Source organism: Acetobacterium sp. KB-1 (assembly GCF_003260995.1).
Lineage (GTDB): Bacteria > Bacillota > Clostridia > Eubacteriales > Eubacteriaceae > Acetobacterium > Acetobacterium carbinolicum.
Genome location: NZ_CP030040.1, coordinates 3,036,018 through 3,059,541, shown reverse-complemented (window position 1 = coordinate 3,059,541; position 23,524 = coordinate 3,036,018). Strand labels below are relative to the sequence as shown.

Below are 23,524 nucleotides of genomic sequence, written 5' to 3'. Positions count from 1 at the left end.
ACATTTTATTTCATTTAATCAAGGCATACATACAGTAGTCGGTTATTTTTCCGTTTTTGAAGATGGCCTTCTTGCAAATTCCTTCTAACTTAAAGCCGGCCTTTTCAAGGGCCTTCCGGGAACCAATATTATCCACAAAGGGTCTGCTATAAATTCTAAAAATATCAAAATTAGCGAATCCATTTTCGCAGGTTTGGATTATTGCCTTTGTCATAATCCCCTTTCCCCAGAATGGTTCACCCAGCCAGTACCCCATCTCGGCCGTCTTACAGCTGACATCGTCCTGAAGCATCAATCCCACCGAACCGATGGGCTCATTGTCTATGACAATGGCTTTGATCGACTGTTTTGTCTGATCACGGTGCATACACTGGTCAATGAACATATGGGCATCGTCCAATGTGTAGGGTGATGGGAAAGCATTCCTTAAAAAGCAGGCAACTTTGGGGTTATTGGCATAGCGCACTAAGTTTTCTGCATCATCCAGTTTCCAATCTCTTAATTCAAATTTCATCTTTCTTCCTCCTGTGTAGAATAAGTTATGTTATGTCAGGCCAGATCCCTGGCGGATGCCGTTCTTTGGTCTGACTGCAACACACAGATTGACAGACTTTATTTCGTAATAGACTGCCCACTATTTCGCGTATATTCGCTGGCAGCCGTTGATTTAACTGTTTCAGGATTCAATGGCAAAGGCATCCTCACTGCTTTTAATGGCACCACTCTTAATCACTTTTATCTTTTGATCTTCAGTTAAATTAGTCACAACAATCGGTATGGCGGTTGAAGGAGCATGATCAGCAAGATAGTTCATGTCCACCTTCATCAAGAGATCGCCTTTTTTAACCTGATCGCCTGTTTTCACCAAAACTTCAAATCCCTTTCCGTCCAGTTTTACCGTATCAATCCCCACATGAATAAGGATTTCGGTACCATTTAGACTGGTCAGCCCAATAGCATGGTTGGTTGGGAACACCATGGTAACCTCGGCATCGCAAGGGGCGTTGATGGTGTCACCCGTGGGGAATATCACAATCCCATCCCCCACCATTTTGTTGCTGAAGGCCTCATCCGGTGCTTCGGTAATACTCTGCAAATCACCATCAACAGGTGCTGCAAAAATTTCCAGGGGTTTAGCTTTATTGTCTTTCGTTTCAGTTAGTTCTTCTTTGGCCGGTAATTTTTCAACCACTGGGATCATCGTTTCCTGATCACTTTCTGAACGCTCAAGATACTCATCCAACTTGGATTTAATCACCGTGACCTTGGGTCCATAAATAACCTGAATTCCATTTCCTTGCTGGATAACGCCCAGCGCTCCAGAAAGCTTCAGGATTCTTTCATCAACCTTTTTCCCATCCAATACCGTCACCCGAAGCCGGGTTGCGCATGAATCCAGATCACTGATGTTTGACTTCCCACCTAACCCGTTGACAATCATTGCCGATCCGGGATCACTGGATTCCACGTTCTGATCGTTACCCTTATTTTTACCTTTTTCATAATCTGCCCGGGTATAGAGCTTCGTTTCTTCGTCTTCTTCTTCTCGACCGGGCGTTTTTAGATTAAATTTATTGATTAAAATCTTAAATAAAAAGTAATAGAGAATAAAGTAACCAACCCCCACCAAAACAATGTACAGCCAGTTGGTCTTGGCATTTCCCTGGAGAATACCAAATAGAGCGAGATCGATAATCCCGCCTGAGAAGGTCATCCCAACCCCAACATTCAAAATATGCATAAACATATAGGACAGGCCGGCAAAGACACTATGGATGACATATAAAAATGGTGCAACAAATAAAAATGTAAATTCAATCGGTTCGGTAATCCCCGTGATCATCGCCGTTAGTGCCGCCGATATCAATAGTCCACCGACCGCTTTTTGTTTGTTGGTTTTGGCGCATTTATACATGGCCAATGCAGCCCCAGGTAAGCCAAAAATCATAAACGGGAATTTCCCCGACATGAAGCGTGTGGCTTCCACTGAAAAGTGGGTGACATCAGGACTGGCCAATTGGGCAAAGAAAATGTTTTGGGCTCCCTCGACCAAAACGCCATCCACAACCATTGATCCCCCCAATCCGGTTTGCCAGAAAGGAAGATAAAAAACATGATGCAGACCAAAGGGAATTAATGCCCGTTCGATAAAGCCATAGATGAAGGTGCCGAAATACCCGGATGCAATGACCAAACCACCGATGGCATAAATGCCATTTTGAATAAACGGCCAGAAAAAGAACATGATCCCACCAATAAATAAAAAGGCAATGGCCGTAATAATGGGTACAAAACGTGTCCCTCCGAAAAATGATACCACTGGCGGAAACTCAACCTTATAAAACCGGTTATGTAGAGCCGAAGTGACCAGCCCCACTAAAATCCCACCAAATACACCCATTTGCAAAGATGTTATTCCCACAATATCGGAAATTGAACCGCTTGGCAACATCTTGTTCGCAATAATCGGGACAAACGCACTGCCGCTGCTCTCAGCAGCGATCTGCCCCAGATTATTGGCAATCAGCAAAGTTTCCGGTGTATAGGTTCCGGTAATCTTAATAAGCGCAGCGATTACCGCATGCATAACGAAAAATCCAATTACGCCAGCCAGTGCTGCCACCGCTTTTTCCTGTTTAGCCATCCCAATGGCTACACCCATGGCAAAGATAATGGGCAGATTCGCAAAGATAATATTACCGGCAGCAAGCATGATACTTAAGATGTCATTTACAATGGTTCCCGGGCCCATCACCTCTATCAGATTGTAGGATTCAAGCATGGTCTCATTAGTAAATGATCCACCGATCCCTAAAAGAAGTCCAGCCACCGGCAGCAAAGCAATGGGTAACATAAAAGAACGTCCCACCCGCTGTAAAACACCAAAAATCTTATCTTTCATCAATAATCGCCTCTTTCTCTATTTAATTATTTATTCTTCATAATAGTATTACCCCATTTCTTTGAAAATATCTAAGAAGTTTTTTTTACAAAAAAAGACACCCGACCCTTTAGACTTAACTCACAGGCAAATTTAAAGGGTTGGGTGTCTAATCGTTTCAGTCACATCATTTTTAAATATTTTCAACTATTTAAAAATGGTATCCTGATTTCACCTTTTGTCAAGGCCATCATACCGCATCGTTACCAGAATTTTACAGACTGGGTAATGTTCCGGAAATCACCGCCGGTTCCAAGGCATTGATAACAGCCTGCATAATGCCGTTTGAGGTATAGGTTGCTCCTGAAATCGTATCAACTAGCGGAGTCTGCGCAGCAACAATCGCTGCCGGTACTGCATCAATGGCCTTGCCATAATACTTTACATTATTTTCATTGTGGGAGACCACTAAAACATCAGTAATCACATTTTCAGCGACTGTCACACACACCGTCAGCTCCGGTCCGTAACCTTCTGTCACGCCAGTATAAGTACCATCCTTCAAATCAACACTGCCTAAAAACAGATTGGCCTTGGTTAGCACCGTATCGGTTACTGCTGTATCCGTCGTCATCGTTGATGAGCTTTCAGGTGGGGCGGTGCTGGCATTTTCCGCCGTTACGGGATCGGTTTGATCCTTCGCGGCTGTTGCCGATACCGTTTCGGTTCCATACAATTTTGCCACCGAAGTCTCCACTTCCCTCAATGAACATTTAAAAAAGAACTCCGGACCCATGATTCCGCCCACTTCCCATAGGTGGATACCCAGGAACACAATCAACACCGCAGTTAGCCAGCGATGGGGTTTGATCCAGGTACACTTTCCCGGTAATAGTTTTCTCAGCATATAGGTTAACCCCAAAAGCACCCCCATCAGCATGCACAGGGTTCCAAAATTAAATGATAAAATGGTTCCTGAGGAAAAGAACCCATGAATACAGGCCGAGATCACAAAAGCGATTCCCATTGTTTTATGTGAATTTCTCAGATTTCGGTTAATTCTGGCGATAAATTTATTTTTTCTTTTACCCTTATTGATTATTCGTAGTAAATAGATGATCGTAAGTAAAAATGCAAAAATGACACTTAACCAGGCAGTTAACACGTTAATGATAATAGTCATCGCAATCCCTCCTTTTTCCTTATCATAACTGATGATTATGACAACTTTGTGTCATTTAAATTAGTTTAACGCATTTTTGTGATGATCATGTGACGAAGTAACCTGTTTAATTTTTACTTTAGCTGATTCCTAAAAAGAAATCAATTTATTAATTTTTTTTCAAAAAAAAATAAGACCTACTGAAAAACAATAGATCCCACTCCTTAATAAAACATCGGCAATACCCCGAAAAACACCATCCCCAGACCGGCTGAGATCAGTATTAGTTTTATCGGATGTAGTTTAAAGCGGAAATAAACAAAGCTGCCAATCACAAAAATAATAATTTCCAGATATTGGAGGGCGGAAAAAAAATCACCTATTGAGTGGATCTCAGACCCCTTACCAATGAATCCGGTGGACATGAGCAGCCAAACTGCCGCGGCAATCAAACCAATCACGACTGGCCGCATCCCATAAAGAGCACCCTGAACCCATTTATTCTGCTGAAAATTAGTAAATGCCTTAGCGATAAAAAGGATGATGATAAACGAAGGTAGAACCACAGCGGTGGTTGTGATCAGAGCTCCCGGAAGCCCGCCCATTTCCATGCCCACAAAGGTCGCGATATTCACCGCAAAGGGCCCGGGGGTGGACTCTGCCACGGCAATAAAATCCGTCAGTTCCAACAGGGTCAACCACCCGTGGGCCACCACTTCCTGCTGAATCAGCGGTATCATGGCGTAACCGCCGCCAATGGTGAATAAACCGATTTTGAAAAAAGTGATAAATAGATCCAGATACATTATTTATCCTCCCCGCTATTTTTCCCGTTTGAATTTTTTTTATTCAGCCAAATCTGATAAGCCAGCCCCGTCACAGCACCGCCCAGCAGCAGATAAATGACATTGATGTTGGTAAATGAAGCCAGCCCAAAAGCCAGCATTAATATCAGCACCGTTAGTGGTGTGTATTCTCCCTTTTTACCCATTTTAACCACGGCTCCCAGGATTAAAACAATAACCCCGGCCCGAATTCCCCGAAAGGCATAACCGACCCATTCCAGACTTTGAAACTCCTGAAAAAACAGGGCAATGAGACTGATAATCGTCAGTGAAGGAATCACCACCCCCAGGGTGGCCAGCAGCGAACCCCAAAAGCCTGCTACCTTATAGCCCACAAAGGTCGCCGTATTGACGGCAATGACCCCTGGGGTTGCCTCAGCAATGGCAAAAATATCCAGGATATCCTCGCTTTCAATCCAGTGATGCCGTTCCACGGTTTCATATTCTATCAGCGGGATCATGGCATAGCCACCCCCAAAAGTAAATAACCCGATTTTTAGAAAGGTCATAAATACGGTTAAAAGTTTTTCCTGGTAATCATTCTTTTCTTTCAAAGCATCTCTCCCTATAAGCTGATCCATTCTATTTTTTCCTGAAAATCGCTGGGTTCACTAACAGCCCATAAAACATAGTTTTCCAAAATAGGATAATTTTTAATCACTACCGGCATTCTTTTTCCGTCTGTAAGAATGGCCATCTCAGAATTGATTGACTCTTCCTTCTGGCAGTCAATCTGAAACGCATGCATCGGCAGTCTAAATCCCTTTCCAGTGTACTTCATATAGGCTTCTTTAAGGGCCCAAAGATCATAAAAAGCCCGTATCTGTTTCTTTTCCGGTAACGAAAAGAGCCAGTCCGCCTCTGATGGGGCAAAAAAACGTCGCGCCAGTTTTAAATTCGGGTGCCCCATTTTTTGTATGTCCACCCCTACTGGCCGGGCTCCCAGACCGCAGACCACATAATGGCCGGAATGGGACAGGTTAAAAAAGATCTCCGGATAATCCGTGAGCAGTGGTTTGCCATCTGCTCCGACTTTTATCTCAAGCGGTTCGTAAATGCCATAGACCTGCTCCACCGCTTTTTTTAGCAGCATTTCAGCTCCCACCGCAAGCGCTTTGGCATCTGGTGTTTTAAGCCGTTCGGCCTTTTCTCGCCGCTGCTTTGAAACCGCTTTGATCACTACTGCTAATCGACGGGGATCGTTCAAGATGCGAACATCCGCGATAAAAACTCGGGTTATAGTCGATTCCATTTTTTCTCCATTGCTGACTCCATTGCTGACTCCATTACTGACCTGATTCATACTTTGCCAATTTATGGCGTGCAACAGGTGCCTTTTAATCAGTTTACTTCGTTTACGTGTTTTTTAAAACACCCTATTTACATTATACTAAAAAAGATAAGAGCAGGCAAACAATGGATCATTGTCTATCTGCTCTTTAGTCCCTATTTATCTCCATTAATGTCTGAATCGCTTTACGGTTTTTTTCATAGATCGCTTCTCTTATTGCTGAGCACCCACCCAAGTTTTTTTTCCCTTGCAATAATTTTTCGGCAAAGGCCATGCAGTTATTTTCACCGCAGTTTTTACAATTGGTATGGGGCAAATATTCGTAAATATCAAAAACACTGATTTTTTGATCCCTCATGGTTTTCTCCTGTTTTTTCACTTGTTGCTAATTGACATCTCAATATTAACAGATATAACAAAACCTGCTTTTTAAGTGATCTTAAAGAGCAGGCTAAATTTCTTTTGGCAGAGGTAGCAGGATTTGAACCTGCGAATGATGGAGTCAGAGTCCATTGCCTTACCGCTTGGCTATACCCCTTTATTCATTTTCTGTCCCGAAGGTACGCTAAACATTTTATCTGAATTCATTACGATTGTCAAGGAAAATGAATAAAGGATTTGCATTTTATTATTTTTACTTTATATGTTTTTCAATACCGAACACTCTTTTGGCATTCTGGGTGGTGATCTCTCCCACCTCTTCTACTGTGATCCCCCGGATTCGGGCAATTTCGGCGGCCACGAAATGCACATAGGCCGGCTCGTTTCGTTTGCCGCGATGAGGTGTGGGCGTCAGATACGGACTATCCGTTTCAATGAGTAATCGCTCTAAGGGCATCATCGCAACCACTTCCGGCAGTTTTCGGGCATTGCTAAAGGTTAGCGGCCCGGAGATCGACAAATAAAAACCCATGTCGAGAAAGATTTTAGCCATTTCCACCGAACCGCTATAGCTATGCATAATCCCGCCATACGCTGGCGCAAAGTACTCCTTTAAAATCCTGACCATGTCTTCCATCGATTCCCGGTTATGGATCACAATTGGCAGCTTCACTTCTTTGGCAATCACCAACTGGCGGATAAACACCTCCTGCTGGATATCCCGGGGGGAATAGTCATAGTGGTAATCCAGACCGATTTCACCGATCGCCACGACCTTTTCCTTTTTTGCCCATTCTTTTAGCAGCGCATCGTGTTTTGAGGTAATGTAATCCTTGGCATCATGAGGGTGAATCCCCACCGTAGCATAAACCATCGGGTATTTTTCACTCATTGCTACGGCCCGGAAACTTGAAGCCTCGTCGGCCCCGGGATTGACAATAAGCTCAACCCCGGCGGCCTGGGCGTTTTTTAGTACCGCTTCCCGGTCCTCATTAAATTTTTGGTCGTCGATATGGGCATGGCTGTCAATTAACATGTTCGCATCTCCTTTGCTTTTTTTATTAAACTATCTTTTTCGTTTTCATAGACTTCATCGATGACGCCAGCCAGCAGCAGGTTGAGAATCCGGCCGATTTCCTCACCGTTTTTGATTCCCAGGCCCATTAGATCATGACCGTTGACAGCCAGATCTTTTAGCGAAAAACAGGCCTTTTCGGCAATCACCTGATCAAGCAGCGCTTCCAGTCTTTTTAGTGACTCCAACCGGTCATGGTGCTTTGACGCCTTAGCCAGGTTATCCCCCCGCTTAATCGCAATCAGATCCCGAAACAATGGCTCTGAGAGACGGTTTAGCCAACGCTTGACACTTTTTTTATCTTCTTCAATGATGGTGCCGTGGTATTTCACTAACGCACAGACCTGATCAATGGTTACATTACTCATCCGCAAGGCTGTTAAGCGCTCCCGGGCGATCGCTTCAGAGCACTTACTGTGGCCTTTAAAATGGCCCACTCCGGCAGCGTCCCGGGTAAAGGTCTGCGGTTTCCCCAGGTCGTGAAACAACATCGCCCACCGCAGCCGCGGTACCGGCGCCAGCGTTTGCATTGCCACCGCCGTATGGGTCAGCACATCATAGCAGTGGTGCGGATTCTGTTGATCAAAATTTTTGGCTGGCAGCAGCTCGGGGATCACTACCCCCAACACCGTCGTTTCTTCCAGGATGATCGTTTTGGCGTTTTTGCCACAGATCAGTTTATTCAGCTCAGTGGCAATCCGCTCTGCTGAAATATTGGCAAGTTGTCCACAATTCTGCCGGATGGCGGTACGGGTCTCCTCATCCAGATCAAAGCCCAAAACCGCGGCAAAACGCAGGCCTCGAAGCATGCGCAAGGCGTCCTCGGCCATTCTTTTGTGAGGATCACCAACTCCGCGGATGATTTTATTTTTGATGTCCGCTGCTCCGCCATAGCGATCAATCAGACCTTTTTGGGGATGATAGGCCATCGCATTGATGGTAAAATCCCGCCTGGCCAGGTCATCTACTAAATTTCTGGTGAACTTCACCGCATCCGGATGACGGCTGTCGGAATAATCGCCTTCGGTCCGATGGGTTGTTATTTCGATGGCCATCCCATCAAGGATAATCGTCACAGTACCGTGGCGAATGCCTGTTTTTAAAACCCGATGGCCGGTAAAGCAAGAGATAATTTCATCCGGGGTGGCGTCAGTGGTCATATCAAAGTCCGTCGGTGGGGTATCAAGCAGATAATCCCGGACACAGCCGCCCACCAGATATCCACAGAATCCACAGCTTTCCAGCCCTTTAAAGACCTTTTCTACCGGAACCGGAAGACTAAGCTTCATTACTTCCCAGGCCGATGTCGTCGGCAACGGCCCGCATTCCCAAAATCGTTTCCCGCATCAAGTCATCCAGCGAATATCCGGCCATCTCCGCACCTTTGGCGACGACCTCCCGATTGACCCCGGCGGCAAAACTGGCCGTTTTGAATTTCTTTTTGACTGATTTTAGTTCCAGATCGTTGACACTTTTGGAGGGCCGCATATAAGCACAGGCGGTGATCAGTCCGGCCAGTTCATCGGTGGCATAGAGAATTTTCTCCATCTGATGAGTCGGCTCCACATCCGCACAGATTCCAAACCCATGGCTGACCACGCTGTTGATAAAAGCTTTCTCATAATCGTTGGCTTCCAGAATTTCGACCACCTTGACACAATGCTGATCCGGATATTTTTCATAATCCAGATCGTGAAGCAGCCCGACAATTCCCCAATAATCAGGATCTTCCCCTTCCAGTTTGGCAAAATGCTCCATCACTCCAGACACCGCCAAACCGTGATTAACCAGAGATTCACTTTCATTATATTCCTTCAACAACGCCAATGCTTTTTCTCGATCTAATTGTGTGTTCATTTTATCTCCTCGTTCTTTTATTAATTAAGTGTATTCTAACACAGTTACCCGTTTACTGACAAAGCCTGTTTCAAATTATTAAGCTTATTGTTGTTCACAAAAAGCCCTGCCACGGATTTTTACTTCCGTTGCAGGGCTGAGCGTTTAACTTTTCGTTTCTTAATAACTCGTCTTATTAAAACCCTGATCCCCAGGTTTGCTGAAATAGTGCATCGATCCGATAGCTCAGGGTTTCGGGCCCAATCCGATAGTTCACTTCATCGACCTGATTCACCGGCATGATTTCCATTAGTGAGTTGGTGATAAACACCTCGTCGGCATCGATCAACTGCTCACGGGTATAATTACCCTCTTCTATCGGGATGAGGTTGGCTTTTAGCAACTGGATTACCCGGTTTCTGATAATTCCGGCCAGCAGCCCGCAATCCCTTGCCGGGGTACAGACGGTTTTGTTTTTAATCAAAAAGAGATTGGTCATACAGCCTTCGGCCAGATAACCACGGGTGTTATAAAAAATCGATTCGGAAAAACCGCGGGCCTTGGCCTCATTTAAAATCAGCAGATTTTCCAGATAGTTGTTGGACTTGATCGTGACCAGCCGGGCTGTTTCATTGCGGACCGCATCATTGGTACAGATTTTTACTCCCCGGGCAAACATCTGGCGGTCATAATGATTCTCCCGGGCGGTGATTAGCAGGTTGTCCGCTTTTAAGCCCTTACTGAGGGTGACCCGCAGCCCACCCCGATTCATCTCATTTTTTTTTATGATCTTCAGACAGTCCGCCTTAATCTGATCGGGATGACTGGTTAAGTTAAGGCCCATCACCAGGGCACTTTGTTTAAAGCGCTCCATATGATCCGCGAAAAAAAACGGTTTTCCATGGGCTACATTGATGGTTTCAAACACCCCATAGCCATAAAGAAAGCCCTGATCCAGAGAAATCTGGGGTTCTTTTGAAATTTCTCCGTTATAACTGGCGTAGTCCATTGGGTTCCTCCTAAACTGTTTAATTAATAGCGTTTCAGTGCATCCATCAGAGCTCTGCCCTTGTCGAAGGTTTCCTGATATTCGGACTGGTTGTCGGAATCCCAGACGATTCCACCGCCGACCTGAAAATAACCTTTCCCATCCTTGCAGACAATCGTCCGAATGACAATATTAAGATCGAGATCCCCGTTGAAACCAATATAGCCGATCGAACCGGTATAAATGTTTCGCTGGGTGGGCTCCAGTTCATCAATAATCTCCATCGCCCGGATCTTCGGTGCCCCGGTAATCGAACCGCCGGGGAAAGTGGCTTTGACACAATCGATGGCATCGAGGTTGTCCTTTAATTCGGCCGTAACGGTTGAGACCAGGTGAAAAACGGTCTGATAAGTTTCTAACTTAAACAATTCCGGAACCTTAACGGTGCCGGTTTTAGCAATTTTTCCCAGATCATTGCGCTCCAGATCGACAATCATTAGCAGTTCGGCTTTATCCTTTTCGCTGTTAACCAGAGTCTCCCGATTAGCGGCATCTTCCGCAGCGGTTTTGCCCCGGGGCATCGTCCCTTTAATCGGTCGGGTTTCAATGTTTCGACCCTGAACCAGAATAAAACGCTCCGGGGAACTGGAAACAATCTGTCCTTCTCCAAAATCAATGTAACTGGCAAAGGGAGCCGGGTTAATTTTTCTGAGTTCGCTGTATAATTCCAGTGGGCTAAGCTGTAAATCAGCGTTAAAGCGCTGAGTCAGATTTGTCTGGTAAATATCTCCCGCTAAAATGTATTCGTGAACTGCATCCAGTGCCTTCATATACTCCGGCTTGGTGAAATTACCCCGAAATTCAACATTCTCATTAATTTTAAAGTCTGTACGAATGGCAATTTTGGGATCGCCGACAAATTTTGCGGCTAACCGGCTGATGATATCCGCTTCATTTTCTTCGATTCCCAGGGCGGCCACATAGGTCTTACCTTCTTTATGATCAATAATCACAATGCCATCATAAAAACCCATATAACAATCGGGGATCCCCACATCATCCACGGCACTGCGGGGAAATACTTCCAGATGATGACAGAGATCATAGCCAAAATAACCCACTGCCCCACCTAAAAAAGGAAACGGGGATGGATAATCCATTTTATACTTTTTTAAGAGCTTTTGCAGTTCATCAAAAGGATCTCCCGTAAGCGTTTTCGTCGCTGTTTTGGTTTTAACGGTAATGGCGTCCGCTTTGCTTTTAAAGACCAGAAACGGGTTCCCACCGATAAATGAATAGCGTCCCAGACTGTCCGGGTCTCTGCCGCTGTCTAAAAAGAAACTATAGGGCTCATCTTTGAATAGAAGATAGCACTCAAAACTGCTTAAGTCGGTTTTTATTTCTTGTATTAACATCGCACACCATTTTCTTTTGTCGATTGATAAAAGTTATCCAATAATTCCATCCCCATTTCGGTAAGAATCGCTTCAGGATGAAACTGAACCCCTTCGATGTGGTAGTCTTTATGTCGCATACCCATGATCTCATTTTGATCAGTTCGGGCGGTGATCTCAAAAAAATCCGGTATTTCCTGATTTTCAACCACCAAAGAATGGTAGCGCGTCACCTTCAGGGGATTATTAAGACCATCAAACACGCCGGCATTGTCATGGGAGATGGCATGGACTTTGCCATGAACCGGTTCCAGAGCTTTTTTAATCTTACAGCCAAAGGCCTGACCGATGATCTGGTGGCCCAGACAAATACCCAGGATCGGGATTTCACCCTTAAAACGGTGCACCACATCCAGACAGATTCCGGATTCGTTGGGGGTGCATGGCCCCGGTGATAAGACAATCATCGACGGTGCCATCGCGGCAATCTCGTCCAGGGTAATCTTATCGTTTCTCTTTACAATCACCGTTGCATTCAGTTTTTCCAGATACTGAACCAAATTATAGGTGAAAGAATCATAGTTGTCGATCATTAGAATCAATTTTTATACCTCTTAGTATTAGTCATTTTGTAAAGCATTGTACCATACTCCAAGGATTCAATACAATGAATTATAGCAGCAATATTTGGCCGCGATTTTTTTATCGCCGCTTTTTTTTCGCGGTTGATTTAAGCTAGAATTTACCCTCGACGCGATCATCTTTTAACGATTACTTTACTTTTTCTTTCCCTTAATTATTTACAATTTCAATTTGACAAATTGATCTCTGATGTGCTATTATTTGCTCAAGTAAATAAAGCTTTTTTGGTGCCTTGAAAAAGGAGAATAGGGAAACAGGTTAAAATCCTGTAGGGACCCACCACTGTAAAGTCGAGCACAAGTCATGACCACCTCACGGGAAGGGACAAACTGCGATGAAGCTGACTCAGGAGACCTGCCAGAAATGATTCCATTTGGACGACGGTAAAGTTCACATCTAAATTAGATGTGAACTTTTTTATTTAATTAAATCGACCTATCCAAATTTTCTTTTCATCGCCATAGAAATGCTTTATAATAAAATTAAGGAGTATCACATGAAAATCAACACGCGACAACTCGTTTTTATGGCGCTTTTAATTGCCCTCTCTTTTGTAGGAGCCCAGTTAAAAGTTTTTGGCACGATTGCCTTCGATTCACTGCCGGCCTTTTTGGGCACCCTGTTGATGGGACCTCTGGCTGGCGCAATTATTGCTATTATCGGTCATCTTTTAACCGCGCTTACCTCAGGATTCCCAATGACCCTACCCGTTCACCTTGCTATTGGTCTGGGGATGGGGCTGATCATGGTGGCCACCTGGTATACTTATGTTTTTGTTAAAAAGGCCGCAAATGAAATCGTCGCCCTGATCGTCAACGTTATCGTTGCCGCTATCTGCAACGGCCCGATCCTACTTTTACTCTGTTCGCCGCTTTTAATCCCCATGTTAACCTGGCCCGGAGTAATTGCAATGATGTTTCCCCTGGCTCTGGTGGGTGGAATCAATGCCCTGATTGCGGCCCTTGTCTTTAAAGCATTACCCCTATCGGTTAAAAATCAGGTATCTTCGGCAACTTCGGCTCAGGCATAAACTTAAGCTCCGCTAGAACCTGATTCTTAAATGACGAAGTAACTCACAAAATACATGGCACTTACGTTATTATAAAAACCCCCGAATGGAGGACCGTATGAAAACTTATCAATATCGTGACCTATCCGTCATTGAGCTTCCTGATTCCCTCCTGGTCACTGCCTGCGACAGTAGCGGTGGCGTCGGGGAAAAGCCCGGGGATGAACTGTGTGTTGCCACCAAGTACATTTCTGTTTTTGCTGCCCGGGTATGTCTTTTTGAACTGCTGGCCTGTGGCGCCCAGATCATCGGTCTTTCCAACACCATCGTCGGAGAAATGCACCCCACCGGCGAAGCTCTGATTAAAGGTATTCGGGAAGAATTGGAACGAGCCGGTATCGGAGATCTGCCCATTAATGGTTCGACCGAAGAAAATTTCAAAACCAGCATGACCGGTTTTGGCATTTTTGTACTCGGAATGGCCAATCGGTTGCGAATCACTCCCTCAGTATCTGCAGATGTGGTGATCTGCATCGGTAAACCCAAATATGTCAGTGCCCTTATTCTCGATGGCGATCCGGAAATCGCCAATTATCAGGATCTCAAGACCTTAGTTAAGAACCCTGCCGTAAATGAGATCGTTCCCTGCGGTTCCAAAGGGATTTTATACGAAGCCAACACGCTTGCCAATATTTACCAGCTCCAATTTGAACAATTACCTAATGATCTGAATGTAGTGGATTCTTCCGGCCCGGCAACCACCGTAATTGCCAGCATCAAGCCCTCAGCCCTATCCGGACTGGCTGCCATCTTTAAGGATAAGCTGACCATTATTGGTTATTTCAGATAACAAAATATTTGCAAATAAAAAAAGACCACCTGGTATTAAGGGTGGTCTCTTTTTTAAGGGGAGGGGTAATTATATTTTAGTTAATCTAGACGTCACAAAAATCCAGAATAAACGTAAAATCTAGGGTTTGAATATCATATACAACAGGTTTGACACTTTAAATTTTTTATAACCGCTGTCCGGTTTTTCTTCGACCGTGACCAACTCTTTTTCCGCCTCTGTTTGGCTTTCATCCGGGTTTTTATCACATTCCGGCAATTTAATAAAGCGATTGATTAAAAACGCCACAACGATACCAAATACCGTTTCCAGAAGTCTTAAAAGGGCCAGCATATAGGTACCCGTATCCTGAGGATAGGTGGTCATTAAAATGAGAAAAACCACACAGGTAATAACGATAGCACCCGACTTGTTAATTGTATTACACAGATAAATCAGTCCCATAATTCCTAACGGAATGATGAAAACATAGGCGTATTGATATGGGATTAAACGAGCAATAAAAATACCCAACATTCCCGCTACACCTCCAAAGAGGGTTCCCAATATCCGATTCCAGCCCGTTTCAATCGAATTTTCAATGCTCGGTCCCATCGTAATCACGGCCGCAATTGCAGCAACGAGCGGATTGAACTCCGGTCCCATAATTGCAAATACTACCACACAGATAAAGACTGCTAACACCGTTTTTATGTTTCTCATACCAATAGCTGGCAGATTACATAATTTCATGATTTTTTAACTCCAATTATTTTTTTGACTTTTACTATCAACATTTTGTTCCCAGCAAAAGTTTTGTTATAATATGTTTCTTTAACTAGAGTATACTCTCATATGAGATTAAGTCAATAGCGTAATCATTTTCAGGCTGATGTAACTGTTTTCACGCCGCATCTCTTAAGCAAACTCACAGATTTTTTAAGTTTTTAGCCGCCCGGATTTCCCCCATGGCAACGCGTTTCTTGCGAACTGATTTAAGCCGTGCGATCAATTCTTCCTTTTCATCTTGCTTTATCATTTCTTTCATTGCTTCCAGACTGGTTTCAAATTTCTTGATCTGGTCCAACAAGTTTTTGCGGTTGCACATAAACAGCTCCGTCCACATGGGGGCATTAATCATGGCAATCCGGGTCAGATCACCAAAGCTTCCGCCCTCAAAATCAGTGATGGAGAGATCATCCTCACAATCAACCAGGGCCGCTGCAATCACATGACAAAGCTGGGAAGTAAAGGCTATTTTTTGATCGTGTATTTCGGTGGTGGTCTCAACAATGTGGTTAAATCCCAAATCGGTTACGATATCCCTGATCAACTCAATGTTCTCTGGTTGATTGGTCGGTAAGGGGGTGAGAATATAATTACGATTCTTAAAAATGCGATCATCAGCCCCGCCGAATCCCTCTTTTTCACTTCCCGCCATGGGGTGTCCCGGAATATAGTCAATGTCTTTGCGTAACAGATTGCCCAGGTTTTTAAAGACCACTTCTTTTACTCCAATAATGTCGGTAACAATCGCCCCCGGTTTAAAATCTTCCATATAGAGCGCTAAAAAAGCCAGCGTATCCATTGGTGTCAGACAGATAAAGACCAGATCACACCGGGGCAACATTTTTTGAAGCCCCGCCGAATCCCAGACGCCTTCATCGATCACGCCCCGGGTCCGGGCGGTTTTAATCACTGCCGGGCTTAAATCATAAGCCCAAATTTCTTTGGGGCCTTGTTTCCTGAGTCCCATGGCCAGTGCACCGCCCATCAGACCCAGGCCGATAAAGCCAACGATGGAATCTTCTCGGTTTTTCATTAGATCACCTTATTCTCAAATTCGGCGTATTTTTTAACTGTAATCATGATTTTATGGAATTGTTCCGGGGTAATGGATTGTTCCCCATCGCAAAGGGCCTCTTCGGGATTATTGTGGACCTCAATCATCACACCATCGGCACCAACGGCAATGGCCGCCTTGGTCAATGCTTCAACGGTCCAGGATAGCCCGGTGGCATGGCTGGGATCAATAATAATGGGCAGGTGGCTTTTTTGTTTAAGTACCGGGACACAACTAATATCCAAGGTGTTTCGGGTGGCCGTTTCAAAGGTTCTAATCCCCCGTTCGCACAAGATCACCTTATCGTTTCCTTCTTTCATGATGTATTCGGCCGACATCAAAAATTCCTGCATGGTTGATGACATCCCCCGTTTTAACAAAATAGGCTTGTCAATTTTCCCCAATTCCCGGAGCAAATCAAAATTCTGCATGTTTCTTGCCCCGACCTGGATAATGTCGACATCTTCAAAAGCTGGCAGATGTTCAAGTGACATCAGTTCGCTGACAATTGGAAGTCCGGTTTCTTTTCTGGCGATTTTTAATAACTCCAGCCCTTCATAACCTAAGCCCTGGAATGCGTAAGGCGAAGATCGTGGTTTAAAAGCACCACCGCGCAGAAAGGTAGCTCCAGATTCCTTTACACTTTTGGCAATCGCCACAACCTGTTCCTCACTTTCGACTGAACACGGACCAGCCATGATGCTAATGGTGCCTTCGCCAACTTTTCTGCCCTTAACGTTAATAATGGTGTCATCGGGATGGAATAAGCGATTGGCTTTTTTGTACGGTTCCTGAACTCTGAGGACATTCTCAACAATACGATTCGAACGGATTTTTTCCACATCTGCCAAGGTTGTATCCCCTACTATTCCCAGAATCGTGTGATCCACACCTTTTGAATAATGGATGCTCAGTCCCTGTGTTTCAATCATTTTGATTAACCTCTTGATATCTTCTTCATTTGTGTTGGGTTTAACGACTACTATCATTTTTTCCTCCATTATTGTTATTCACTGACCACTCACTTTTTATCTTCTGTGCACCGAAGACCACCGAAAATCGGTCGCTTGATTTTCCGTGATTCGTAGACAGCCACCAATTTGCTAGCATGACGCTTGGCTTTTGTCTTGCGAAAAAAAAAGGAGACTTCCTAAGAAGTCTCCTAAAAATAAACTTTTATTCAATACACCTGTATCGCTAAAAATTTCTCATGGATTCTCAAAGGAACTTAATTTATTGTACGCAAAATAACCAAAGCTAAAGAACCAATAGCTTTGGGTGTTAACGTAATAATATTCATTTAAGTTTCTTCTTAACTCTTCCATGATATTCCTCTCAGGACACATAAGAAAACAAATTTCTACTAAACATAAAAACTGCAACGTGTATTTTGATTTATTATAGACTTAAATTTTACTAATGTCAAATAAATAGTTCTGATTTTCTGTTAATTTTTTGTTCTTTGATTTCACGTATTGACAAGGTTCACGATTCGTGTTATATTGCTTATAATTCCTACTGGAATGATATGTAATGAAATTCACTGCAATAGAATCCCAAAAATCCAAAGGAGAAAGCAATGAAAGATACCCGAAAATTTGAAACCCTTCAACTACATGGGGGGCAAAACCCAGATCCTACCACTCACGCGGTGGCTGTTCCCATTTATCAGACGACCTCATATGTTTTTGATAATAGCGAACACGCCCAGCGCCTTTTTGGATTAGAAGAACCCGGTAATATTTATACCCGGATCATGAACCCCACCACTAATGTTTTGGAAGAACGAATGGCTCTTTTGGAAGGCGGTGTTGGTGCTCTGGCTTTTGCTTCCGGATCGGCCGCCATTACCGCAACAATTCTAAACATCGCCGGTACCGGTGATGAACTGGTTGCCGCGTCCACCCTTTACGGGGGCACCTACAATCTGTTAAGTGCCACCCTGCCCCGGCTTGGCATTAACACCACTTTTGTTAACCCGGATGATCCTGAGCGTTTTCGAACTGCCATTAACGAAAATACCAAGGCTATTTATATCGAGTCCTTAGGTAATCCGGCTATTAATATTTGTGATGTCAAGGCGGTTGCCAAAATCGCCCATGATAATGGTCTGCCGCTGATCGTTGATAATACCTTTGCCACGCCTTATTTATTTAAACCCCTGGATTTTGGTGCGGACATTGTGGTTTATTCGGCCACCAAATTTATCGGCGGCCACGGTACTACTATCGGTGGCCTGATCGTTGATGGTGGCACCTTTGACTGGGCCGGTAGCGGCCGCTTCCCGGTATTTACCACCCCGGACTCCAGCTACCACGGCATTACCTACGCGACTGACATCGGCGCTGCCGCCTTTATTGTCAAAGCCCGGGTTCAGCTACTCCGGGATACTGGCGCCTGCATCAGTCCGTTTAATGCCTTCCTGCTTTTACAGGGTCTGGAAACCCTATCACTGCGACTGGATCGGCATCTGGAAAACACCCAAAAAGTAGTGGCGTTTTTAAGTGACCATCCGAAAGTTACCTGGGTTAACTACCCCTCACTGCCTGATAACCCCTACAAGAATCTTTCCGAAGAGTACTTTAAAAAAGGTCCCGGCTCTATTTTTACCTTTGGGATCAAAGGCGGCATTGAAGCTGCCCGGAAATTCATTGACAGCCTGAGCCTGTTTACACATCTGGCCAACGTGGCCGATGCCAAGTCCCTGGTTATCCATCCGGCTACCACCACCCATCAACAGCTTTCCGGCGACGATCTCATTGCTGCCGGTGTTACCGAAGACATGATCCGTTTGTCCATCGGGCTGGAACATAGCGACGATATTTTAGCTGATTTGGATCAGGCTTTGGCTAAAGTCTGATAATTTTATTACCCGGAGGTAAAAATATGCCCATCAAAATACCCACCGACCTGCCCGCCAGTCAAATTTTAACCGATGAAAACATCTTTGTGATGGATTCCGACCGGGCCAGTCATCAGGATATCCGCCCACTTAAAATCGTAATCCTTAATTTAATGCCCACCAAAATCACCACCGAAACCCAGCTCCTGCGGTTATTGGGAAACACCCCGCTGCAAATCGAGGTAACCCTGCTGCAAACCAAAACCTATGCGAGCAAAAATACCTCTTCCGAACATTTAGGCTCTTTCTATTGTTACTTTGAGGAGATCCGGGAACAGCGTTTTGATGGACTGATTATCACTGGAGCCCCCATTGAAACCCTGGCGTTTGAAGCCGTGGATTATTGGGATGAGCTCACCGAAATTATGGAATGGAGTAAAACCAGTGTTTTTTCCACCCTGCATATCTGCTGGGGCGCTCAGGCCGGACTTTATTATCACTATGGCATTCAAAAGTACTTATTACCGCAAAAAGCCTTTGGCGTTTTTGAACACCATCTGGAACACCGCTATGTTAAACTCTTCCGGGGTTTTGATGACAGCTTCTATGTTCCCCACTCCCGACATACTGGGATTCACCGGGAACTCATTGATGCCCACCCAGATCTGGAGGTCATGGCATCGTCCATTGATGCCGGGGTTTATATTGCCACAGCTCAAAACGGCCGCCAGATTTTTGTTACCGGACATAGTGAATATGACCCGGAAACCTTAAAGGGTGAATATGACCGGGATGTTTCCCAGGGTAAACCGATTAATGTCCCCATCAACTATTACCCCAATGATGACCCCACAAAACCCCCGGTCGTGCGCTGGCGGGGCCATGCCAACCTGTTATTCAGTAACTGGCTGAATTACTACGTTTATCAGGAAACACCTTATGAATTATCAGATGCCGCATTTTAAGGGTATTTTAAAAGCGCAGGATGGCCTGCGCTTTTTTTTTATTTAACCGTGAATTCTGTTTTCGTGTCCGGATCTTCCCGGTCATCAATATAAATCTCCACCCCATAATACCCTGGTTTTGTTACCAGTTCTGCCGGAAGAATCCCCCATAGTGGTGCATCGCTGACGTCGCCGTTATTGATGGTAACGGAATCGACTTCCTGCCCTTCAAAAAACCAGATAAAAGTGATATTAGTATCATCCGGTGCGTTGTGCAGTTCTGCCGCCACGTACACATCGGTATTGACCGGAAACTCAGTGACTGTATCCGTGGGCATGGAGTTGTCGTCCACGCTTGTGGTCATCACAGCATTGCTAACCTTAGCAGTTGTTGCACTACAACTCGCCCCCATAAAAAGCACTGAAACCAAGATAATCGTTATTGCCAATAGAGATGGTGCTAATTTATTTTTTTTCATGACTTTTTCCTCCTGTATGATTATTTTTACACGAACAGCTAAAACATCCTGCTAAGCACAAAATTCCCCGTCTCTGCCCGATGACCTGACAGTCGCGTTTGCAACCGATTTCACTTTAGTTTTCCAGCGGCTTAGCCACTCTTTATAAAATCCCCGTATTTCGCTTAACCTCCTTTTTTTTCAAAGAGACATTCCAACCTATTTTTGTAATTATTTTACCACATTATTTAAAAAATAAACATGCCGTGGTCAGCTTTTGCAAACAAAAAACTCAAGTGGAAAATCACTTGAGTTTTTGCGGTTTTATTTATCCCGATCTTTTAACGCCTTCATCACGTCAAAATATCGATAGGTTATGATTTCTATTAACGAAATAATATCATCCGCCGATTCCATCTCTTCCCGTTTCATAATCAGCGCATCAGCAATCAGCAGTGCCAGACGTCTGGCACAGTTCCGACTAACTGGATTTTTAAGCACATCAAAATCCGGCAGGGGCACAATTCCGCCCACCCGACTAACAATCTGACAACCGGTAAAACCACAAACCTCTTTGATATAGGTTCGTAGCAAATCATCCCGATATTCGGTATATTCCCGATACATGGGCTTGGCATCCTGATCCCAGCATGCACAATAAACCCGCTGATATGCTGTGATCAAGCCTTTTATATACCCCAGCATTTCCTGACGATAAGCTTTCCGGGACGCTTTAGTTCCTTCTTCATGGTGGAACCAGGCAATATATTCATAAACCAGATTTCCCAGAAGATAGCCGGTATCAGATGAGGATGGGCCCATAAAAGGGTATTCCATATCGATGATTTTCATCTCGTTGTCACCAATCATAATGTTGGAGGTGTGCAGATCGCCATGAACCAGACATTCGCTTTTCTTCATAAAAATACCCCGGAGTTTAAGCAGTTCAATCCGCAGCTCCCGTTTTTCCCAGAGTAAATCACTCATGGCCAGATGGCTAGGATCTCCCGGTGGCAGATCCACTACACCTTCCTCAATAAAAGATTCCCGCAAAAACAGAATGGTTTCCATAATAACCCGCATCTCGGGATTCATAAATTTGCATTCCAAAACCTTATGATCAATTTGATCCAAGTAAATCTCAGAAGTATAGAAATTTGATTTGGCCAGGAATTCGCCCATCTGTTCTGGAAATTTAGGGAAAGACTTTCCCTTGATCAATTCAAAGCGCATAATCTTAAGCCGTCCGCAATCCTCATAAACAAAGAGATTATTTTCGGGATCGAGGTGATACATTTGGGGCAGGTACTCGGGAGTAATGGCCGCTCTTAGTTTGATGATTTCGGATTCAAGCTGGTTGCGTTTGGCGGTCAGGGGAACCCCTTCGCCGAACGCCTTCAGGTAGGGTTTTGCCTGTTTGAGAATGACGGACTTTCCAGTTTCATCCCAGACCCGATAAATATGGTTGACAAAGCCATCGCCGTCGTCCTCGCCGCCGCCAACCTCATAAACCTCAAGTCTGGCACCAGCCGGAAAAATACCCGTGTATGCTTTTATATATTCAATGACTGTACAGGGTGTTAAATCTTTATCGGACATCTACTACCTCACAATTTTTAAACGGATTCAATATTTTACTATTTTATCACGACGAGCGGTAGAAATAAATGAACTAATTATTTCACTAACGGGAATATTTTGTGCTCACCTAAAGGCTTAAGCGATCATAATCGTCAAAGGCTTTCTTCCGGGTTAGTAAAATTGAGAAGTGAATCCCGAAATATCGGGAGATCAGAATCGCACCCATAATCACAATCTGATAGACGATGGCGGTCATCGGCATCGAACCGCCGAGAATCTGACCGGTCATCATACCCGGCAAGGAGACCAGACCAATGGTTTCGGTGGAAGCAATAATCGGATTCATACAGGCGACGATGGCTTCTTTATACCAGGGCAGGGTGGATTCCCACTGATTGGCAGACAAAGCCAGCCGATAGTGGTACTGCCGTTCATTTTGTCTTAACCCGGTATAAAAGGTATTGATGCCAATGATGTTTCCGCTTAAACTATTGCCCAAGAGCATCCCCATCAGAGGAATATAATATTGGGCATCGAAGATATTTGAAAGACCGATAACAAATTGATTAATAAAGAGAATCATCACCAGATTGGGAATGCCAAACCCAATTACAATCGGCAATAACTGATTTTTGATGGTCAATCCGCAGGTTTTAACGGTGGACAACCCCGCCGCCCCGATCATAAACAAAACATAGGCCGAATTAACCCAAAGGTTGTTAAATAAGAAGATGTACTGCAGAAAAAAACCCACCAGAACCAGTTGGATCGTCATTCGAAACAGGGAATATATAATCCGTTTATTCAGCCCGATCCCCAGTTTGTAATTGATAATGGCCATTGGTAAAACAAAGATCAGCAGATATAGAGGGGTGTAAAAAGGGATTTCCTGAACGCCCATTACCAACTTACCTCCCTTAGTCCCTGATTCTTATAAATATCATCGTGGGAAACCACTAAAATGGTTTTGTCATAACCGAGTACCAAGTCCACCATTTTTGTCTTGAGTTCCAGATCTAAGCCGGTGGTGATTTCATCCAAAATCCAGATATCCCGATCCAGAAGAATGCCTAAAATTAGAGCCAACCGCTGCCGTTCGCCGCCAGAAAGGGTATCGACATTTTTTTCGAGGGTATCTTTAGGCAGGGACATCGCATCAAGCCAGTAATTTTGCAATCGCTCAACATTATAACTTAGATGACGGTTTGCCTCAAATTTAAATACCTCTTCAAACACATCTCTGACAATTCCCTTGGGAATATCGGCATCCTGACTGACGTAGGAAATTTTGCTACGAATCTGATTCACCGTTATACCTGTCAGTTTGGTCCCATCGACTAAAATTTCGCCGCGATCAGGCGCCACAAATCCCAGCAGCATTTTTACCAGACTGGTCTTCCCCCGGCCCGAGGGAGCACAAAAAAGAACTTTTTCATGGCGCTCGATGGCCAGATTAAAACCGGAAAAAATCATCCGCTCATCGAATTTTAACTGAATATTTCGGAATTCCAGATAAGCCATCT

Annotated in this window: 24 protein-coding genes, 1 tRNA gene and 1 riboswitch; of the genes, 4 read left to right on the top strand and 21 right to left on the bottom strand. The window is 44.4% G+C overall.

Translation table 11 applies throughout. The annotated features are described in order from the left end of the window. Positions 1–10 precede the first annotated feature (10 nt). The 14 genes from DOZ58_RS14150 to DOZ58_RS14085 all read right to left on the bottom strand — a co-directional run bounded on the left by DOZ58_RS14150 (position 11) and on the right by DOZ58_RS14085 (position 12,455). The gene (locus tag DOZ58_RS14150) at positions 11–514 is read right to left on the bottom strand and encodes a GNAT family N-acetyltransferase (protein WP_111888881.1); all 504 of its coding nucleotides are present in this window, start codon (positions 512–514) and stop codon (positions 11–13) included. 162 nt (positions 515–676) lie between these two features. Then, positions 677–2,902 carry a PTS transporter subunit IIABC gene (locus tag DOZ58_RS14145; RefSeq protein WP_111888880.1) on the bottom strand — a complete coding sequence of 742 codons (2,226 nt, stop codon included), beginning with the start codon at positions 2,900–2,902 and terminating at the stop codon, positions 677–679. Between the two features lie 253 nt (positions 2,903–3,155). After that, complete coding sequence (locus DOZ58_RS14140) at positions 3,156–4,064, bottom strand: FMN-binding protein (protein ID WP_111888879.1); 909 nt, start codon at positions 4,062–4,064, stop codon at positions 3,156–3,158. Between the two features lie 203 nt (positions 4,065–4,267). Next, the gene (locus DOZ58_RS14135) at positions 4,268–4,849 is read right to left on the bottom strand and encodes a chromate transporter (protein WP_322519107.1); all 582 of its coding nucleotides are present in this window, start codon (positions 4,847–4,849) and stop codon (positions 4,268–4,270) included. Beyond that, a complete protein-coding gene (locus DOZ58_RS14130; protein WP_111888877.1) occupies positions 4,849–5,469 on the bottom strand; it encodes a chromate transporter in 621 nt (206 codons plus the stop codon). Before DOZ58_RS14130 ends, DOZ58_RS14135 begins: the two co-directional genes overlap by 1 nt. Then, positions 5,454–6,140: a 4'-phosphopantetheinyl transferase superfamily protein gene (locus tag DOZ58_RS14125; RefSeq protein WP_162624530.1), complete on the bottom strand. Its 687-nt coding sequence runs from the start codon at positions 6,138–6,140 to the stop codon at positions 5,454–5,456. Before DOZ58_RS14125 ends, DOZ58_RS14130 begins: the two co-directional genes overlap by 16 nt. A gap of 187 nt (positions 6,141–6,327) precedes the next feature. After that, positions 6,328–6,537, bottom strand: coding sequence for a (Fe-S)-binding protein (locus DOZ58_RS14120; protein ID WP_111888875.1), 210 nt, complete (start codon positions 6,535–6,537; stop codon positions 6,328–6,330). A 105-nt stretch (positions 6,538–6,642) separates the two neighbouring features. Next, positions 6,643–6,717: transfer RNA gene (locus tag DOZ58_RS14115), tRNA-Gln, on the bottom strand. A gap of 96 nt (positions 6,718–6,813) precedes the next feature. Further along, the gene (locus DOZ58_RS14110; protein WP_111888874.1) at positions 6,814–7,596 is read right to left on the bottom strand and encodes a TatD family hydrolase; all 783 of its coding nucleotides are present in this window, start codon (positions 7,594–7,596) and stop codon (positions 6,814–6,816) included. Then, entirely contained in the window at positions 7,590–8,951 is a 1,362-nt protein-coding gene (locus DOZ58_RS14105; RefSeq protein ID WP_162624529.1) for a CCA tRNA nucleotidyltransferase, read from the bottom strand. Before DOZ58_RS14105 ends, DOZ58_RS14110 begins: the two co-directional genes overlap by 7 nt. After that, positions 8,914–9,492, bottom strand: a complete 579-nt coding sequence (locus DOZ58_RS14100; protein WP_111888872.1) for an HDIG domain-containing metalloprotein — start codon at positions 9,490–9,492, stop codon at positions 8,914–8,916. Before DOZ58_RS14100 ends, DOZ58_RS14105 begins: the two co-directional genes overlap by 38 nt. A gap of 175 nt (positions 9,493–9,667) precedes the next feature. Continuing rightward, positions 9,668–10,480, bottom strand: a complete 813-nt coding sequence (locus tag DOZ58_RS14095) for an aminotransferase class IV (protein ID WP_111888871.1) — start codon at positions 10,478–10,480, stop codon at positions 9,668–9,670. Positions 10,481–10,503: 23 nt separating this feature from the next. After that, positions 10,504–11,874: an aminodeoxychorismate synthase component I gene (pabB, locus tag DOZ58_RS14090; RefSeq protein ID WP_111888870.1), complete on the bottom strand. Its 1,371-nt coding sequence runs from the start codon at positions 11,872–11,874 to the stop codon at positions 10,504–10,506. Beyond that, positions 11,868–12,455: an aminodeoxychorismate/anthranilate synthase component II gene (locus DOZ58_RS14085; protein ID WP_162624528.1), complete on the bottom strand. Its 588-nt coding sequence runs from the start codon at positions 12,453–12,455 to the stop codon at positions 11,868–11,870. The genes pabB and DOZ58_RS14085 overlap by 7 nt, the downstream gene beginning before the upstream one ends. A 248-nt stretch (positions 12,456–12,703) precedes the next feature. Then, positions 12,704–12,872: riboswitch (cobalamin riboswitch) on the top strand. 119 nt (positions 12,873–12,991) lie between these two features. On the opposite strand from DOZ58_RS14085, the gene DOZ58_RS14080 reads away from it, so the two are divergent. Then, on the top strand, positions 12,992–13,525 hold the full coding sequence (locus DOZ58_RS14080; RefSeq protein ID WP_111888869.1) for an ECF transporter S component: 534 nt from the start codon (positions 12,992–12,994) through the stop codon (positions 13,523–13,525). Positions 13,526–13,622: 97 nt separating this feature from the next. Beyond that, positions 13,623–14,354, top strand: coding sequence for an alpha-ribazole-5-phosphate synthase (locus tag DOZ58_RS14075; RefSeq protein ID WP_111888868.1), 732 nt, complete (start codon positions 13,623–13,625; stop codon positions 14,352–14,354). Between the two features lie 120 nt (positions 14,355–14,474). Here the strand turns inward: DOZ58_RS14075 and DOZ58_RS14070 are convergent, their stop codons facing one another. From DOZ58_RS14070 to aroF, 3 genes are all read right to left on the bottom strand, one after another. After that, the gene (locus DOZ58_RS14070; protein WP_111888867.1) at positions 14,475–15,086 is read right to left on the bottom strand and encodes an aromatic acid exporter family protein; all 612 of its coding nucleotides are present in this window, start codon (positions 15,084–15,086) and stop codon (positions 14,475–14,477) included. 175 nt (positions 15,087–15,261) lie between these two features. Continuing rightward, positions 15,262–16,155, bottom strand: a complete 894-nt coding sequence (locus DOZ58_RS14065; RefSeq protein ID WP_111888866.1) for a prephenate dehydrogenase — start codon at positions 16,153–16,155, stop codon at positions 15,262–15,264. Further along, a complete protein-coding gene (aroF, locus tag DOZ58_RS14060) occupies positions 16,155–17,165 on the bottom strand; it encodes a 3-deoxy-7-phosphoheptulonate synthase (protein WP_111888865.1) in 1,011 nt (336 codons plus the stop codon). Before aroF ends, DOZ58_RS14065 begins: the two co-directional genes overlap by 1 nt. 590 nt (positions 17,166–17,755) lie before the next feature. On the opposite strand from aroF, the gene DOZ58_RS14055 reads away from it, so the two are divergent. Continuing rightward, positions 17,756–19,036, top strand: coding sequence for an O-acetylhomoserine aminocarboxypropyltransferase/cysteine synthase family protein (locus tag DOZ58_RS14055; RefSeq protein ID WP_111888864.1), 1,281 nt, complete (start codon positions 17,756–17,758; stop codon positions 19,034–19,036). Positions 19,037–19,062: 26 nt separating this feature from the next. Beyond that, positions 19,063–19,983, top strand: a complete 921-nt coding sequence (gene metA, locus DOZ58_RS14050) for a homoserine O-succinyltransferase (RefSeq protein WP_111888863.1) — start codon at positions 19,063–19,065, stop codon at positions 19,981–19,983. A gap of 38 nt (positions 19,984–20,021) precedes the next feature. On the opposite strand, the gene DOZ58_RS14045 is transcribed toward metA, so the two are convergent. The 4 genes from DOZ58_RS14045 to DOZ58_RS14030 form a co-directional block, all read right to left on the bottom strand. Next, the gene (locus DOZ58_RS14045; protein WP_111888862.1) at positions 20,022–20,441 is read right to left on the bottom strand and encodes a hypothetical protein; all 420 of its coding nucleotides are present in this window, start codon (positions 20,439–20,441) and stop codon (positions 20,022–20,024) included. A 303-nt stretch (positions 20,442–20,744) separates the two neighbouring features. Further along, a complete protein-coding gene (mtnK, locus tag DOZ58_RS14040) occupies positions 20,745–22,019 on the bottom strand; it encodes an S-methyl-5-thioribose kinase (RefSeq protein WP_111888861.1) in 1,275 nt (424 codons plus the stop codon). A gap of 109 nt (positions 22,020–22,128) precedes the next feature. Next, entirely contained in the window at positions 22,129–22,902 is a 774-nt protein-coding gene (locus DOZ58_RS14035; protein ID WP_111888860.1) for an ABC transporter permease, read from the bottom strand. After that, a complete protein-coding gene (locus tag DOZ58_RS14030; protein ID WP_111888859.1) occupies positions 22,902–23,522 on the bottom strand; it encodes an ATP-binding cassette domain-containing protein in 621 nt (206 codons plus the stop codon). The genes DOZ58_RS14035 and DOZ58_RS14030 overlap by 1 nt, the downstream gene beginning before the upstream one ends. Positions 23,523–23,524 lie beyond the last annotated feature (2 nt).

Bases quoted from the DNA above. Each gene is read 5' to 3' on its own strand.
- DOZ58_RS14100 (WP_111888872.1), bottom strand. From the start codon at position 9,492: ATGAACACACAATTAGATCGAGAAAAAGCATTGGCGTTGTTGAAGGAA.
- DOZ58_RS14145 (WP_111888880.1), bottom strand. From the start codon at position 2,902: ATGAAAGATAAGATTTTTGGTGTTTTACAGCGGGTGGGACGTTCTTTT.
- mtnK (WP_111888861.1), bottom strand. From the start codon at position 22,019: ATGTCCGATAAAGATTTAACACCCTGTACAGTCATTGAATATATAAAA.
- DOZ58_RS14055 (WP_111888864.1), top strand. From the start codon at position 17,756: ATGAAAGATACCCGAAAATTTGAAACCCTTCAACTACATGGGGGGCAA.
- DOZ58_RS14120 (WP_111888875.1), bottom strand. From the start codon at position 6,537: ATGAGGGATCAAAAAATCAGTGTTTTTGATATTTACGAATATTTGCCC.
- DOZ58_RS14035 (WP_111888860.1), bottom strand. From the start codon at position 22,902: ATGGGCGTTCAGGAAATCCCTTTTTACACCCCTCTATATCTGCTGATC.
- DOZ58_RS14150 (WP_111888881.1), bottom strand. From the start codon at position 514: ATGAAATTTGAATTAAGAGATTGGAAACTGGATGATGCAGAAAACTTA.
- metA (WP_111888863.1), top strand. From the start codon at position 19,063: ATGCCCATCAAAATACCCACCGACCTGCCCGCCAGTCAAATTTTAACC.
- DOZ58_RS14125 (WP_162624530.1), bottom strand. From the start codon at position 6,140: ATGGAATCGACTATAACCCGAGTTTTTATCGCGGATGTTCGCATCTTG.
- aroF (WP_111888865.1), bottom strand. From the start codon at position 17,165: ATGATAGTAGTCGTTAAACCCAACACAAATGAAGAAGATATCAAGAGG.
- DOZ58_RS14140 (WP_111888879.1), bottom strand. From the start codon at position 4,064: ATGACTATTATCATTAACGTGTTAACTGCCTGGTTAAGTGTCATTTTT.
- DOZ58_RS14130 (WP_111888877.1), bottom strand. From the start codon at position 5,469: ATGGATCAGCTTATAGGGAGAGATGCTTTGAAAGAAAAGAATGATTAC.
- DOZ58_RS14030 (WP_111888859.1), bottom strand. From the start codon at position 23,522: ATGGCTTATCTGGAATTCCGAAATATTCAGTTAAAATTCGATGAGCGG.
- DOZ58_RS14075 (WP_111888868.1), top strand. From the start codon at position 13,623: ATGAAAACTTATCAATATCGTGACCTATCCGTCATTGAGCTTCCTGAT.
- DOZ58_RS14070 (WP_111888867.1), bottom strand. From the start codon at position 15,086: ATGAAATTATGTAATCTGCCAGCTATTGGTATGAGAAACATAAAAACG.
- DOZ58_RS14080 (WP_111888869.1), top strand. From the start codon at position 12,992: ATGAAAATCAACACGCGACAACTCGTTTTTATGGCGCTTTTAATTGCC.
- DOZ58_RS14065 (WP_111888866.1), bottom strand. From the start codon at position 16,155: ATGAAAAACCGAGAAGATTCCATCGTTGGCTTTATCGGCCTGGGTCTG.
- DOZ58_RS14045 (WP_111888862.1), bottom strand. From the start codon at position 20,441: ATGAAAAAAAATAAATTAGCACCATCTCTATTGGCAATAACGATTATC.
- DOZ58_RS14135 (WP_322519107.1), bottom strand. From the start codon at position 4,849: ATGTATCTGGATCTATTTATCACTTTTTTCAAAATCGGTTTATTCACC.
- pabB (WP_111888870.1), bottom strand. From the start codon at position 11,874: ATGTTAATACAAGAAATAAAAACCGACTTAAGCAGTTTTGAGTGCTAT.
- DOZ58_RS14095 (WP_111888871.1), bottom strand. From the start codon at position 10,480: ATGGACTACGCCAGTTATAACGGAGAAATTTCAAAAGAACCCCAGATT.
- DOZ58_RS14110 (WP_111888874.1), bottom strand. From the start codon at position 7,596: ATGTTAATTGACAGCCATGCCCATATCGACGACCAAAAATTTAATGAG.